Here is a 13110-nt window from a genome sequence, read left to right as displayed (position 1 = left end):
CGCCGCTGGGATGTGCACTGGAGCATCGCAATGTGCGCCACACTCCGTTCTCGTGCCCCGGACGCAGCGCAGCGTCATCCCGGCGATGCGAAGCATCGTCCGGGTGGACGGTGCGCTGCAGAGCCGGGGCCCACCTCGCCGCGTGCCGAGCCGCCCCTGGATCCCGGCTCTGCGCAGCGTCACTGCGTGCCGCAACGCGTCCGGGACACGAGAGAGCGAGGTTGTCGCCCTGTTGCGTCACTGCGATGACGCGAACGGACTACACGTGCTGGCCGCCGTTGATGTGGATCTCGGCGCCGTTGACGTAGGACGAGGTGTCCGTGCACAGCACGTAGATGATCTTGGCCACTTCGTCGGGCGTGCCGAGCCGGTGCATCGGGATCTGTTGCTCGACGATCTTCTCGGTGCCGGGCGACAGGATCGAGGTGTCGATCTCGCCCGGTGCGATCGCGTTGACGCGGACGCCGACGCGGCCGAAATCGGAGGCCATCTCGCGCGTCAGCGATGCGAGCGCGGCCTTCGACGTGGCGTAGGCGGCGCCCGCAAACGGGTGCACGCGCGAGCCCGCGATCGAGGTGACGTTCACGACCGAGCCCTTGGCCGCCTTCAATTCCTCGATCAGCCCGCGCGCCATCATGATCGGCGCGAAGAAGTTGACATGGAAGACGTGCGTCCAGGTGTCGAGATCGGTGTCGACCGAGCCGAGCCTGGAGCCGCCCGCGCCCTTCGGCGAGATCGCGGCATTGTTGACCAGCGCATGCAGCGTGCCGCCTTCGAGCCGGTTGCGGATGTCGGAAATCGCGCGCGTGGTATCCGCGGGGTCGGCGAGGTCGACCTGGATGTGGTCCTCGGGCCCCGCGTCCCACGGGCAGTCCTCCGGAAACGGATGCCGCGAGCAGGTGATGACGCGCCAGCCCGCCGAGGAGAAGCGGATCACGGTGGCGTGGCCGATGCCGCGGCTGGCTCCGGTCAGGAGCAGTGTGCGGCGCGGCGCATTGGACGAATGCGGCATGGACATCTTTCAGGTCGGCCTAAAGCTTAGGGGTACATCCGCGTCTTGGACCACTTCTGGCCCGCCGCGTCACGGCGAAATTCGATGCGGTCGTGCAAGCGGAACGGGCGGTCGTGCCAGAACTCGATCCGCGAGGGCGTGATGCGCCAGCCGCTCCAGCCCGGCGGCCGCGGCACTTCGCCGATGACGTATCTGGCCGCGACCTTCGCGATCGCCTGCTCGAAGGCGAAGCGGCTTTCCAGCTCCTGCGACTGCTTGCTCGCCCAGGCGCCGATCTGGGCCTGCTTGGGCCGGGTGGCGAAATAGGCGTCGGCCTCGGCCTCGGTCACCGGCGTCACGTTGCCGCGGATGCGGACCTGACGGCGCAGCGACTTCCAGTGAAAAAGTAACGCTGCCTTAGGATTTGCGGCGAGTTCGCGGCCCTTCTGGCTGGCGATGTGGCTGTAGAAGACAAAACCCTCGGTATCGAAGCCTTTCATCAGCACCATGCGCACGTCAGGCAAGCCGTCGGGGTCGACGGTTGCGAGCGCCATGGCGTTCGGATCGTTCGGCTCGCTCTTGATCGCCTCGTTCAGCCAGGCCTCGAACAATGCAAATGGCTCGTCGGCGGCGGTGAAATCACCGGATGTTAAGGGTGTCTGGTGTTTCATCGAGGTCGTGTCGGTCATGTCTGGAGTCCGAGTTGCGTCCCGCGGCCCAAAACGCGTTGTCGTCCGCTACCGCCCTATATAGGGCATGGGGACGCGTTGGCCTATCGGCGATCCGGCCGTCCGGCTTTGTCATGACGATCATTCTCATCGGGCTCGGTGCCGGAGGATGCAGCTTTTCCCGCAATGACAAGAGTGCCTACGCCAAGGCCGACGACAGCGACCTCACCGGTTCGATCGCGCGGCCGGCGAAGGACGCCCCGCCGACCGAGACCGATCTCGCCTTCGCCCGCAACGCCGCCTCCGACGTCCTCAGCAAGGGCGACAGGGATTCCAGCCAGCATTGGGAGAATCCGGAGACCGGCGCGCGCGGTTCGGTGACGCCGATCGCGCAGTCCTATGCCGCCGAGGACGGCCGCAAATGCCGCGATTTCCTGGCGAGCTACGTCAACGGGGCGACCGAAAGCTGGCTCCAGGGCGCCGGCTGCCAAAGCACCCGTGGCCGTTGGGAGATTCATACGCTAAAGCCGTGGCGGAGCTAGGATTCGGCGCGCGCCCCTAGTTGCAAAAATGCCACTCTCTCCCCACATGGATTGCAGGTGGGGCGGGGAGCCCTTTGAACAATTCGATTTCTTGAAGGAGACGTGACGGATGCGCGACCCCTATGAGGTCTTGGGGGTGCCGCGGAGCGCCAGCGCTGCCGCGATCAAAAGCGCCTATCGCAAGCTTGCCAAGAAGCATCATCCCGACAGCAACAAGGACGACCCCAAGGCCGCCGAACGCTTCTCCGAGATCAACTCGGCGAACGAGATCATCGGCGACGAGGACAAGCGCAAGCAGTTCGACCGCGGCGAGATCGACGCCGACGGCAAGCCGCGCTTCCAGGGTTTTCCGGGCGGTGGCGGGCCGCGCGGCCGCGCCGGCCCCGGCGGGTTCGAAAGCTATACGTTCCGCTCCGGCGGCGGCCCCGGCCAGGGCGGCGGCGCGTTCGAGGATATCCTCAACAGCATGTTCGGCGGCGGGATGCGCGGCGCCCGGCCTGGGGCCGGCGGCGCCGGGCAGTTCGAATTCGACACCGGCGGCGTCGGGCTCGATCTCGACGTGAATGTCGCCATGTCCGTCTCGCTGGAAGAGTCGGTCAAGGGCGGCGAGAAGCGCGTCCGGCTGCCGACAGGCAAGGAGCTCAACGTCAAGATTCCGGCCGGCGTCACTGAGGGCCAGCAGATCCGGCTCCGGGGACAGGGCGAGTCCGCGCAGGGCCATCCGCCTGGCGATCTCCTGATCACCATCAACATCGCGCCGCACGCCCACTTCAAGGTCGAGGGCGCCGACTTGCGGATCGATCTGCCGGTGACGCTCTACGAGGCGGTGCTCGGAGCCAAGGTCCGCGTGCCCACCCTCGGCAATGCCGTGGAGCTTTCGGTTCCGAAAAATACCTCCAGTGGCCGGACCTTCCGCCTCAAAGGTAAGGGATTGCCGAAATCTGGCGGAACCGGGGATCTCTTCGTCACCATCAGGATTATGCTACCGGACGGGAACGACGCCGAGCTTGAAGCATTGATGGAGAAGTGGCGGGACCAACACCCCTACAATCCACGTAGCGGGCTCGGCTAGGGCGCTAGCCGAGTCATCCCGACGATCGGAGCATTCTCTTCCCAAAAGGATGATGCTCAACATACGCCTGAAGCGCGGCTCGCGCTTCGACGCTGACGTTCGAGACGTGTCGGTTGCCCGGCGGGGCAGCCGATAAAAAGGTGCGGCCTCGAGAGGGGGACCAGCGCGGTACCAAAAACCCCAATCGAGGCCGCCCGCGTCGATCGGCGGATCGAACGCTGCTCATTTTCGCGTGATCATCCGGTGCGATAATGAGACGCGCCGATGTCTTCATTCCAAATTTTCAATGACGGAATCTAGGCACCGCCCTCGAGCGGCTGTCTAGGTGCCGTTTTTCTCGGCCTGATCATACACCGCCTGCGCCACTCGGGTCAGCCGGTCGCGATCACCGCCGCCGCTGACGACGTAGCCGACGCCGCGCTCGGCCCAGAACAACGCGCCGTCCTTGTCCGTTTTGGCGTAGCGCATTTGCGTCGCACCATTCTCGGTCTTGGCGGTGTAGATCGTGTAGCGCTCGCCCGAGGCGCCCTCATACATCAGGAACGAGGCCGGACCGTTCGGTCCCGGCAACAGCCGGCCGCCGACGAGCTTCAGCCCGCTCGCCTCCAGGTTCGGCGCGAACACGGTCCAGCCGCAGCGCCGGGTCAGCCAGGCCTGCAGGTGGTCGCGCTCATTGCCGCCGACCTCGACGGGGTGGCGGACCTCCACGACATAGAGGCGGTGGGCGTCGAGCGCGTCCGCCGTAAAGCTTCGGAAGGTGGAGGGGGCATTGGCGGCGCCATGCCCGACCCAGCCGGCGGCGCCGCCGGCGACGAAGGCGACCAGCACCGCCGCCGCGGCGCCATAGAGCCATTGCCGCGGGCGGCGTTCCAGCCGCTCGAGCTCCAGCCGGGCCGGCACCGGCTCCTGGGCGACGGCATCGTAGCGGGCGTGCAGCATCTCCGCCATGGCGCGCCAGGACTGCACGCGCTCGGCCTCTTCAGGATGGGCGGCGAGCCAGGCCTCGACGTCGGCGCGGCGCTCGGCCGGCAGCTCGCCGTCGACATAGGCGTGCAGTTCGTCCTCGGTCACTGGGATATTGCGGTCGTTCATATCAATCGTCTCTGGCTCTGTGGCCTTAAATGTCGTTCAAAGCTCGACTTCGCGTAGCTCATCTTCATGCTGCTGGCGGACGACACGCGATGCATCAACCCTGCCATCATTTCACCCGCCTGAGCGTCGGGCGCTCGCCCTCCAGCGAGGCCTTGACGTGGGCGCGGGCACGGGCGAGGCGCGACATCACGGTGCCGATCGGCACGCCCTGGATGTCGGCGACCTCGCGGTAGCTCATGCCTTCCAGCATCACGAGGAGCAACACCGAGCGTTGCTCCTCGACGAGCGTCGCCAGCGCCCTCTCGATGTCGCGTCCTTCGGCTTCGGTGCCGCTGGCATCCGGGTTGTTCTCCGTCAGCTGCATGAACTGCGGCCGCCTCGCCAGCGAGCGCCGCCGGTTCTTGTTGAGGTTGGTCAGGATCGTGTAGAGCCAGCTCCTGACGTCGCCTCCGAGAAACAATCGCTCCGAACGCAGTGCTCGCACCAGCGTGTCCTGCACCAGATCGTCGGCCGCGTCCGCGTCGCGCGTGAGCGCGCGGGCGTAGCGGCGCAACGCCGGGATCATGGCTTCCACACTCTGGCGAAACGCACTCATTGCGGTCTTGACGTCCTGGTATCAGGCGCGAGCGCCTATAGCGATCATAACACCCGAACGGAACGGCTATTCCGGCGCTCGAAACAGCGTTAACGCGGCGTATTAGGGCTGTACCGCAGGGGAGGGCTGGTGTACCTCCAGACCTCACCAAGAGTTCGACGGGACGTTCAAAAATGGCGCAGAATTCGGGTCTGATGCAAGGAAAGCGCGGAGTGGTCCTCGGCGTTGCCAACAACCGCTCGATCGCCTGGGGCATCGCCAAGGCATGCCACGCCGCCGGCGCCGAGCTCGCCTTTACCTATCAGGGCGATGCGCTGAAGAAGCGCGTCGAGCCGCTCGCCGCCGAGATCGATGGTCTCGTGCTCGGCCATTGCGACGTCACGGATGCCGCGACCATCGATGCCGCGTTCGCGGTCCTGAAGGAGAAATGGGGCAAGATCGACTTCCTGGTGCACGCGATCGCCTATGGCGAGCAGCTCGACGGCCGCTACGTCGACACCACGCAGGAGAATTTCTCCAAGTCGATGCTGATCTCCTGCTACTCGTTCACGGCCGTGGCGCAGCGCGCCGAGAAGCTGATGACCGACGGCGGCTCGCTGATCACGCTCAGCTATTACGGCGCCGAGAAGTGGATGCCGCATTACAACGTGATGGGCGTCGCCAAGGCGGCGCTGGAGGCCAGCGTGCGCTATCTCGCCGCCGACCTCGGCGAGAAGAACATCCGCGTCAATGCGATCTCGGCAGGTCCGATCAAGACGCTCGCGGCGTCCGGCATCGGCGACTTCCGCTATATCCTGAAGTGGAACGAGGCCAACGCGCCGATGCGGCGCAACGTGTCGACCGAGGACGTCGGCGGCAGTGCGTTGTATTTCCTCTCCGACCTCTCGCGCGGCGTCACCGGCGAAGTGCATCACGTCGATTCCGGCTATCACGTGCTCGGCATGAAGCGCCCGGACGCGCCGGACATCTCGTTCGGCGGCAAGGACTAGCCTCAAATCCGGAATGCCCGTGCCCACGATCTATTACCTTCGCCATGGTGAGACCGAGTGGAATGCGCTCGGGAGGCTTCAGGGCACCAAGGACGTTCCGCTGAACGCGCGTGGACGCGGTCAGGCCGTGCAGGCCGGCAGCATTCTCGCCGATCTGTTCAAGCGCGAGGGCCGCGACAAGGCGGCGTTACCCTATGTGTCGAGCCCGCTCGGCCGTGCGCGCCAGACCATGGAACTCGCGCGCGCCAAGTTAGAGCTGCCGGTGGCGGATTACGCGCTCGACGATCGCCTGCGCGAGATCGGCTATGGCGTCTGGGAAGGTCTGACGTTGGCCGAGAGCGAGGCGAAGGATCCCGGCGTCTATGCCAGACGCCTCGCCGACAAATGGACGGTCGGCCCCGATGGCGGGGAGACCTATGCCGACGTGCAAGTCCGCGTTCGCGCCTGGTACGACCAGCTGCGGACCGACATCGTCGCGGTCGCCCATGGCGGGACCTGCCGGGCCCTGATGGTGTCGCTCGGCCTGGAGACCCCCGTCAGTGCCGCCGAGCTCTATATCGAGCAGGGCGCCGTCTACGTGTTCCGCGACGGCCGGCTGGAGAAGCATAGCTAACGGTGCCGCCGCAATCTCCGCCGTCATGCCCGGGCTTGTCCCGGGCATCCACGGACTTTCGCGCTCGCGGCAGCTAGAACGTGGATGGCCGGGCTAAACAACAAGCCCGGCCATGACGAATGTGGTACGCATTTGACCCTCCATCGAGGGCGCGTTACCACACGCCGGAACCGAGCCAGCGAGCAGCGATGTCCTTCAATACCTTCGGCCACATGTTCCGCGTCACCACTTTCGGCGAGAGCCATGGGGTGGCAATCGGCTGCGTGGTCGACGGCTGTCCGCCCATGATCCCGCTCACCGAGGCCGACATCCAGCAGGACCTCGATCGCCGCCGGCCGGGCCAGTCGCGCTTCACCACCCAGCGCCAGGAGCCGGACCAGGTCAAGATCCTCTCCGGCGTGATGACGCATCCGGAGACCGGCGTGCAGGTGACGACCGGCACGCCGATCGGGCTCCTGATCGAGAACACCGACCAGCGCTCCAAGGACTATTCCGAGATCAAGGACAAGTTTCGGCCCGGTCACGCCGACTTCACCTATGAGGCCAAATACGGCCTGCGCGATTATCGCGGCGGCGGCCGCTCCTCGGCGCGCGAGACCGCGACGCGCGTTGCCGCCGGTGCCATCGCGCGCAAGGTGCTGCCCGACGTGAAGGTGCGCGGCGCGCTGGTGCAGATCGGCCCGCACAAGATCGACCGTGCGAAGTGGGACTGGGACGAGATCGCCAAAAATCCGTTCTTCTGCCCGGACAAGGACAAGGCCGCGTTCTTCGAGACCTATCTCGACGGCATCCGCAAGAACGGCTCCTCGATCGGCGCGGTGATCGAGGTGGTCGCCGAAGGCGTGCCGGCCGGCCTTGGCGCGCCGATCTACGCCAAGCTCGATTCCGATCTGGCGGGCGCGATGATGACCATCAACGCGGTGAAGGGTGTCGAGATCGGCGCCGGTTTCGGCGCCGCCGAGCTCACCGGCGAGGAGAATGCCGACGAGATGCGCACCGGCAATGACGGCACGCGCTTTTTGTCCAACCATGCCGGCGGCGTGCTGGGCGGCATATCCACGGGGCAGCCGGTGGTGGTGCGTTTCGCGGTGAAGCCGACCTCCTCGATCCTGCAGCCGCGCCGGACCGTCGATCGCAAGGGCGCGGACACCGAAATCTTCACCAAGGGCCGCCACGACCCCTGCGTCGGCATCCGCGCCGTCCCCGTCGGCGAAGCCATGATGGCCTGCGTGCTCGCCGACCACTTTTTGCGCGATCGCGGGCAGGTGGGGCGTTGATGTCGCGGTACTAGCCCACCGCGCAGCTTGACGGCGCTACAACTTCGTCCGCAAATGCGGGCATGCAAAGCTCCGAGCTCCAGCGCATCACCAACTGGCTGATCGACGGCGCGCGGTCGTCAGGCACCCCGGCCGAGATGATCGCGGACGTCTGCGAGCATCTGGTCGAAGCCGGCCTGCCAATCTGGCGGTTCGGCATCTTCATCCGCACGCTGCATCCGGAGATCTTCGGCCGCAACTTCATCTGGCGGCAGGGCGAGGAGGTCGAGATCGGCACCGTCGATTTCGAGATCCTCGACACGCCCGAATTCGCCGCGAGCCCGCTCCGCATCGTGTTCGAGCAGGGGATCGAGGTCAGGGGGCGCATCGGCGATCCCGACAACAAGCGGTTTCCGATCCTCGACGACCTGCGCGCCCAAGGAGCGACCGACTACATCGCGGTGCCGATGCCGTTTCTCGACGGCTCGGTCCACGCGACGAGCTGGGTGACACGGCATCCCGGCGGCTTCACTGACGACCACATCGCGGCGATCCGCTCTATCGTGACGCCGCTGGCGCGCGTCAGCGAGATCATCAGCCTGCGCCGCACCGCCGAGATGCTGCTCGACACCTATGTCGGCAACCGCGCCGGCGCGCGCATCCTCGGCGGCCAGATCCGCCGCGGTCACAACGACACCATGCAGGCCGCGATCTGGCTGTCGGATCTGCGCGGCTTCACCGCGCTGTCGGACCGGCTGCCGGCCGAGACCGTGGTCGAGATCCTCAATCACTATTTCGACTGTCAGGTCACTGCGATCCGCGGCCATGGCGGCGAAGTGCTGAAATTCATGGGCGACGGCCTGCTCGCTGTGTTCCCGATCGACGAATATGTCGGCGATGCCGCCCATGTCTGCACGCGCGTGCTGGAAGCGGCGCGCGAGTCCCGCGCCAGCGTCGAGGCGCTGGCCTTTCCGGTTGGCGAGGCCGTCGAGCGCTTCCGCTTCGGCGTCGCGCTGCACGTCGGCAACATCCTCTACGGCAATATCGGCGGCGGCAACCGCCTCGACTTCACCTGCATTGGTCCCGCCGTGAACCTTGCCGCAAGGCTCGAGAAGATCACGGGCCGCCTGGGGCGGACGGTCGTTGCCTCGGAAGGTTTTGCCAATGTCTGCCGCCACGACTGGCGCGAGCTCGGCGAGTTTCCGATCGCGGGGTTTTCCAAGGCGCAGCGCGTGTACGGGCTCGGCGAGGAGACACCGGTTGTGATGGCCTAGCGGACGGCACCGTCGGCGGAACTAATCAGCGCGCACATACGACTGCCTCAGCCCAAGCGTCAGGATCGTCAGAGTGATCCACAGCCGCAGCATGGCAAAGCTGAAGATGAAGACGAAATAGATCAGGTTCTTGCTGAACTGGGTCGCCGACGAGGTCTGCCAGAAATTCCAAATCGCGCTGCGCACCGTTTCCTGTCCATAGGCGAGGGCGACGTTGACGCTGCCGAGGACGATGACGGCGGCGCCGAGCCACAGTCCGCGCCGCGCGAATTCGCCGATGGCGGCAAACAGGGCGACCTTGCCGTCGTCGCGCTCGGCACGGACGATCATGAGCAGCACGAGTGCGGCGATCCATGCGCTCCAGAATCGACCGGGATGGGTGAACTGGTCGAATGCCATGCCGTCGAGGCCTGCCATCAGATGATACGAAGCCTCATAGCCGATCGCTGCGGCGCTGAGCGCCGCAGCGATCATCACGAGCATGATCCGCCACAGGATCGAGAAGGAGAGCTTGAACTGGTCGCCCAATGTCAGCGTGCCGAGCGAGGATTGGCCGCCGGCCGCCTCGATCGATTGTCGTGCCGTCGCAAAGAACGCCAGCAGCACCGAAATGTCGGAAACGATGATGGCCGGCAGTGCCACGGCGCCGCCGCCGAACGCGATCACCCGCATTGCAGCCGCCAGGATCAGCCAGGGCAGGGCATGCAGGAGCTTGAACGGACCGAACGAGGTTTCGGGGCGGGCGGGCTCGAGCGCGAGCTGTTTGCGCAGTGCGACTGTCATCGCGTTGTGGTGACACAGGAGATTGAACCTGCGGTAGCGCGGATCGCTAAAATTGACCCGAAGCGGGCAGATAGCGCCGCTACTCCTCCGGCTCCGTCGTGAACAGCAGCGGATAGCCCTTGGCGCGGCCGGCGTCGGTGGCGCGGGTGGCCTTGGTCTCGGCGACGTCCCTGGTGAACACGGCGACGACGCAGGCGCCGAGCTTGTGCGCGGTGATCATCACCTTGTAGGCCTGATCCTCGGTCATGCGGAATTCGGCCTTCAGGATCATGGTGACGAATTCGCGCGGCGTGTAGTCGTCGTTGATCAGGATGACCTTGTGCAGCTTCGGCCGCTCGACCTTGGTCCTGGTCCGCGTCTTCGGCTTGGTGACAGTATTGTTCATTCCGCCTCCCGGACACGGCGGGCTCGAGTTCCCCGCCGCAGCGATCAGCCTGCGGCCTTCGCACCATATTGCAGGACCTGCACCTTCTCCAAGGTGATCAGCCCGCTCGACATCATGCCATCCAGGATGGGCAGGAATGCGTTGATGTTGTCCTCGCTGTCGACGATCTCGATCAAGAGCGGTAAATCTTCAGAAAGCCGCAGGATCTTCGACGTATGCAGCCGGCTCGATTTGCCGAAGCCCATGGGGCCGCGCAGCACGGTGGCGCCGGCAAGGTGCCGCTCGCGCGCGGTCATCACGATCGCTTCATAAAGCGGCTTGCCGTCGAAATGGTCGCTCTCGCCGATGAAGATCCGGAGCGAAACTGCCTGATTGGGGATTTGCATGGTCAGTTCCTCGTCAAGCGGTTGTAGCGGCTCGCCATCATATGGCCTGCCCACACCGACACCAGCCAGCAGATCACCGACGCCGCGATATAGGCGAGCGCGGTGTATCTCATGCCGCCGTGGAACAGGCGGAAGGTCTCCAGGCTGAAGGTCGAAAAGGTGGTGTAGCCGCCGCAGAACCCGGTCATGACGAATTGCCGGTGCTCGGGCCGCGCCAGCAGACGGCCGTCGGGGCCGGTCAACGTCGCGTAGAAGCCGATGATCAGCGAGCCCGTTGCGTTGATGAACAGCGTCGCGAAGGGAAAGCCCGGCCCGGTGTCGAGCGCGAGCCCGACGAGATAGCGCGTCAGCCCGCCGACGATGCTGCCGACAGCAACCCAGCCGTAAAGCATCGCAGTGCGCCAGCGCTCGGCGGGAGAGTTCATCGGCCTCTAGCCCTTCTCCCTCTCCCCGCGCGCGGGGAGAGGGTCGGGGTGAGGGGGGCTCTCCACGAGGGAGGTGGCAGTTGGACTCGCGGAGAGTCCCCCTCACCCGGAATCTGCGTTTCACGCAGATTCCGACCTCTCCCCGCAAGCGGGGCGAGGTGAAGCCGCGGCCTGGCCAACGCTTCGACAAATGCCATCGCGTTAGCCTCCCAGACCGTCCGCAAGGAGGAAACCGCAGCTGACGGCGGCAAGGCAGAGCCCGACCGAGAACACGACATTGCCGAGCGCATGCATCGGTTCGCCGCTCCGCACGAGCGTCAGCGTCTGCAGGCTGAACGAGGACACCGTGGTGTAGCAGCCGAGAAATCCCGTCACCGCGAACAGCCACGGATTGGGCGCGGCGAAGGCCGAGCCGGGATGGGTCGCCAGCGCGCCGAAAATGCCGATCAGGAAGGCACCGGTGACGTTGATGGTCATGGTGCCCCACGGAAACGTCTCGCCCAGCCGCCGCGCGATCACGCCGGAAACGAAATAGCGTGCGCAGCCGCCGAGCACGCTGCCGACCATGATGGCGATTGCTCCGCTCAGCACGACGAACGACCTCTCATCCTCATTTGTCCTCCGCTGCCAGACCGTTGCCGACGGCCAATAGTCCCACGAGCGAGACCAGCGCGAAGCCGAGCCCCGCAAAGAACGTTCCTGCCGGACCATAGGCGTCCCACAGCGCGCCGGCGATCACGCTCGCGGCCAGCAAGGCAAGGCCGGTGAACAGGTTGAAATAGCCGAACGCGGTGCCGCGCAGGCTGGGCGGCGCGGCGTCGGCGACGAGGGCCGAGAGCAGGCCTTGCGTCAGTCCCATATGCAGCCCCCACAGCGCGACGCCGAGTGCGAGTCCGCCAAGGCTCGGCAGCAGCGCCAGCGCAAGATCGGCACACGCGAGGAAAACGAGCCCGAGCGCGAGCAGGCCGGTCCGGTTGATCCGGTCCGAGAGCACGCCGGCCGGATAGGCCGACAGCGCGTAGACGATGTTCATCAGCACCAGCACCGCCGGCACCCACATCGCATTGAGCCCGATATTCTGTGCCCGCAGGATCAAAAAAGCCTCGCTGAAGCGCGCGAGGGTGAAGACGACGCCGACGGCCACGACGCGCCAATAAACCGTGCCGAGCTGCCGCATCGCGGCGAGATTGAGCGGATTCCCTGCAGGCTCCCGGCTCGGATCCGGCTCCGGCTCGCTCACCGCGAACGCGATCAAGCCGAACGACAAGAAGGCCGGCAGCACCGCCACCCAGAACACCGCGGTAAAATTGTCAGCGGTCCACCACATCAGGCCGATCGCCACGAGCGGTCCGACGAAGGCGCCGATGGTGTCGAGCGATTGCCGCAGGCCAAAGCTCGCCCCGCGCAGGCCGCGAGGCGCGATATCGGCGATCAGCGCATCGCGCGGCGCGCCGCGAATGCCCTTGCCGACGCGGTCGATGAAGCGCGCCGCCACCAGCCATCCGACGCTGGGGGCAAGCGGGAACAGCGGTTTGGTGAAGGCCGCGAGCCCGTAGCCGAGCGCTGCGAGCAGCTTGCGCCGGCCGAGCCAGTCGGACAATGCGCCGGAAAAGATCTTGGTGATCGAGGCCGTCGCCTCCGCGATGCCCTCGATGAAGCCGACGGTGAGCGTGGAAGCGCCGAGCACGGTGACGAGATAGACCGGCAGGAGCGCGTGGATCATCTCGGAGGAGATGTCCATCAGCATCGAGACGAAGCCGAGCACCCAGATCCCTCTGGGTAGGGCGCTACGTGCAGCATTCGGTGTCGTCGTCGTCACGTCTTCGCCTTCTCCCGGCTTTCGTCGCCAGACAACAAAAAACCCGCCATCGGCGGGTTTGTCCATGCTCCCGCCGAAGGCAGAGGCCCAAAGTTTGCCCCTCCTCAAGCAGGAGTCATCAGCCCACCACGGTCATCGACCGGCGGGCGGTTATCGGGGGACTCCATCCCCATCTGTATGGCCAACCTAGCATGGAAATCGGGCCGGACAAGTAGGTGGG

The 13110-nt window shown here is 65.8% G+C and carries 16 protein-coding genes and 1 riboswitch; of the genes, 6 read left to right on the top strand and 10 right to left on the bottom strand.

Annotated elements, in window-relative coordinates:
* Window positions 1-259: 259 nt before the first annotated feature.
* Both XI04_RS12535 and pdxH read right to left on the bottom strand, forming a co-directional pair.
* Entirely contained in the window at window positions 260-1012 is a 753-nt protein-coding gene (locus XI04_RS12535) for an SDR family NAD(P)-dependent oxidoreductase (protein WP_028144182.1), read from the bottom strand.
* A 26-nt stretch (window positions 1013-1038) separates the two neighbouring features.
* Window positions 1039-1680 (bottom strand): pyridoxamine 5'-phosphate oxidase, encoded by a 642-nt coding sequence (gene pdxH, locus XI04_RS12530; RefSeq protein ID WP_018322567.1) that lies wholly within the window; start codon window positions 1678-1680, stop codon window positions 1039-1041.
* Window positions 1681-1793: 113 nt separating this feature from the next.
* On the opposite strand from pdxH, the gene XI04_RS12525 reads away from it, so the two are divergent.
* The gene (locus XI04_RS12525) at window positions 1794-2201 is read left to right on the top strand and encodes an RT0821/Lpp0805 family surface protein (protein WP_161966502.1); all 408 of its coding nucleotides are present in this window, start codon (window positions 1794-1796) and stop codon (window positions 2199-2201) included.
* Window positions 2202-2310: 109 nt separating this feature from the next.
* Window positions 2311-3273, top strand: a complete 963-nt coding sequence (locus tag XI04_RS12520) for a DnaJ C-terminal domain-containing protein (protein ID WP_028144184.1) — start codon at window positions 2311-2313, stop codon at window positions 3271-3273.
* 321 nt (window positions 3274-3594) lie between these two features.
* On the opposite strand, the gene XI04_RS12515 is transcribed toward XI04_RS12520, so the two are convergent.
* Together XI04_RS12515 and XI04_RS12510 are read right to left on the bottom strand one after the other, a co-directional pair.
* Complete coding sequence (locus XI04_RS12515; RefSeq protein ID WP_028144185.1) at window positions 3595-4365, bottom strand: anti-sigma factor family protein; 771 nt, start codon at window positions 4363-4365, stop codon at window positions 3595-3597.
* A gap of 106 nt (window positions 4366-4471) precedes the next feature.
* Window positions 4472-4960, bottom strand: a complete 489-nt coding sequence (locus XI04_RS12510) for an RNA polymerase sigma factor (RefSeq protein ID WP_028144186.1) — start codon at window positions 4958-4960, stop codon at window positions 4472-4474.
* A gap of 173 nt (window positions 4961-5133) precedes the next feature.
* Here XI04_RS12510 and fabI point away from each other — a divergent pair, with 173 nt between their 5' ends.
* From fabI to XI04_RS12490, 4 genes are all read left to right on the top strand, one after another.
* Window positions 5134-5949, top strand: a complete 816-nt coding sequence (gene fabI, locus XI04_RS12505; RefSeq protein ID WP_028144187.1) for an enoyl-ACP reductase FabI — start codon at window positions 5134-5136, stop codon at window positions 5947-5949.
* Between the two features lie 13 nt (window positions 5950-5962).
* The gene (locus tag XI04_RS12500; RefSeq protein WP_028144188.1) at window positions 5963-6562 is read left to right on the top strand and encodes a histidine phosphatase family protein; all 600 of its coding nucleotides are present in this window, start codon (window positions 5963-5965) and stop codon (window positions 6560-6562) included.
* A gap of 188 nt (window positions 6563-6750) precedes the next feature.
* Window positions 6751-7839, top strand: a complete 1089-nt coding sequence (aroC, locus tag XI04_RS12495; RefSeq protein WP_271610140.1) for a chorismate synthase — start codon at window positions 6751-6753, stop codon at window positions 7837-7839.
* Window positions 7840-7901: 62 nt separating this feature from the next.
* Window positions 7902-9092, top strand: a complete 1191-nt coding sequence (locus XI04_RS12490; protein ID WP_271623702.1) for an adenylate/guanylate cyclase domain-containing protein — start codon at window positions 7902-7904, stop codon at window positions 9090-9092.
* A 21-nt stretch (window positions 9093-9113) separates the two neighbouring features.
* On the opposite strand, the gene XI04_RS12485 is transcribed toward XI04_RS12490, so the two are convergent.
* From XI04_RS12485 to XI04_RS12460, 6 genes are all read right to left on the bottom strand, one after another.
* Window positions 9114-9875: a hypothetical protein gene (locus tag XI04_RS12485; protein WP_038950559.1), complete on the bottom strand. Its 762-nt coding sequence runs from the start codon at window positions 9873-9875 to the stop codon at window positions 9114-9116.
* 79 nt (window positions 9876-9954) lie between these two features.
* Window positions 9955-10260, bottom strand: a complete 306-nt coding sequence (clpS, locus tag XI04_RS12480; protein WP_038950558.1) for an ATP-dependent Clp protease adapter ClpS — start codon at window positions 10258-10260, stop codon at window positions 9955-9957.
* 44 nt (window positions 10261-10304) lie between these two features.
* Window positions 10305-10646 carry a DUF190 domain-containing protein gene (locus XI04_RS12475; protein WP_028144192.1) on the bottom strand — a complete coding sequence of 114 codons (342 nt, stop codon included), beginning with the start codon at window positions 10644-10646 and terminating at the stop codon, window positions 10305-10307.
* A 2-nt stretch (window positions 10647-10648) separates the two neighbouring features.
* On the bottom strand, window positions 10649-11071 hold the full coding sequence (gene crcB / locus XI04_RS12470) for a fluoride efflux transporter CrcB (RefSeq protein WP_038950557.1): 423 nt from the start codon (window positions 11069-11071) through the stop codon (window positions 10649-10651).
* A gap of 201 nt (window positions 11072-11272) precedes the next feature.
* Window positions 11273-11662: a fluoride efflux transporter CrcB gene (crcB, locus tag XI04_RS12465; protein ID WP_028144194.1), complete on the bottom strand. Its 390-nt coding sequence runs from the start codon at window positions 11660-11662 to the stop codon at window positions 11273-11275.
* 19 nt (window positions 11663-11681) lie between these two features.
* The gene (locus XI04_RS12460) at window positions 11682-12890 is read right to left on the bottom strand and encodes an MFS transporter (protein ID WP_028144195.1); all 1209 of its coding nucleotides are present in this window, start codon (window positions 12888-12890) and stop codon (window positions 11682-11684) included.
* Window positions 12891-12992: 102 nt separating this feature from the next.
* Window positions 12993-13070, bottom strand: a riboswitch (Fluoride riboswitch).
* Between the last annotated feature and the right edge of the window lie 40 nt (window positions 13071-13110).

This window comes from Bradyrhizobium sp. CCBAU 11430, assembly GCF_028128855.1.
Classification (GTDB): domain Bacteria; phylum Pseudomonadota; class Alphaproteobacteria; order Rhizobiales; family Xanthobacteraceae; genus Bradyrhizobium; species Bradyrhizobium ottawaense.
The sequence above is the reverse complement of the archived record's forward strand: the minus strand, read 5'-3'. Positions and strand labels throughout refer to the sequence as shown.

Excerpts from the sequence above, each read along its gene's own strand:
- XI04_RS12535 (WP_028144182.1), bottom strand. The coding sequence starts at position 1,012 with ATGCCGCATTCGTCCAATGCGCCGCGCCGCACACTGCTCCTGACCGGA.
- pdxH (WP_018322567.1), bottom strand. The coding sequence starts at position 1,680 with ATGACCGACACGACCTCGATGAAACACCAGACACCCTTAACATCCGGT.
- XI04_RS12525 (WP_161966502.1), top strand. The coding sequence starts at position 1,794 with ATGACGATCATTCTCATCGGGCTCGGTGCCGGAGGATGCAGCTTTTCC.
- XI04_RS12520 (WP_028144184.1), top strand. The coding sequence starts at position 2,311 with ATGCGCGACCCCTATGAGGTCTTGGGGGTGCCGCGGAGCGCCAGCGCT.
- XI04_RS12515 (WP_028144185.1), bottom strand. The coding sequence starts at position 4,365 with ATGAACGACCGCAATATCCCAGTGACCGAGGACGAACTGCACGCCTAT.
- XI04_RS12510 (WP_028144186.1), bottom strand. The coding sequence starts at position 4,960 with ATGAGTGCGTTTCGCCAGAGTGTGGAAGCCATGATCCCGGCGTTGCGC.
- fabI (WP_028144187.1), top strand. The coding sequence starts at position 5,134 with ATGGCGCAGAATTCGGGTCTGATGCAAGGAAAGCGCGGAGTGGTCCTC.
- XI04_RS12500 (WP_028144188.1), top strand. The coding sequence starts at position 5,963 with ATGCCCGTGCCCACGATCTATTACCTTCGCCATGGTGAGACCGAGTGG.
- aroC (WP_271610140.1), top strand. The coding sequence starts at position 6,751 with ATGTCCTTCAATACCTTCGGCCACATGTTCCGCGTCACCACTTTCGGC.
- XI04_RS12490 (WP_271623702.1), top strand. The coding sequence starts at position 7,902 with ATGCAAAGCTCCGAGCTCCAGCGCATCACCAACTGGCTGATCGACGGC.
- XI04_RS12485 (WP_038950559.1), bottom strand. The coding sequence starts at position 9,875 with ATGACAGTCGCACTGCGCAAACAGCTCGCGCTCGAGCCCGCCCGCCCC.
- clpS (WP_038950558.1), bottom strand. The coding sequence starts at position 10,260 with ATGAACAATACTGTCACCAAGCCGAAGACGCGGACCAGGACCAAGGTC.
- XI04_RS12475 (WP_028144192.1), bottom strand. The coding sequence starts at position 10,646 with ATGCAAATCCCCAATCAGGCAGTTTCGCTCCGGATCTTCATCGGCGAG.
- crcB (WP_038950557.1), bottom strand. The coding sequence starts at position 11,071 with ATGAACTCTCCCGCCGAGCGCTGGCGCACTGCGATGCTTTACGGCTGG.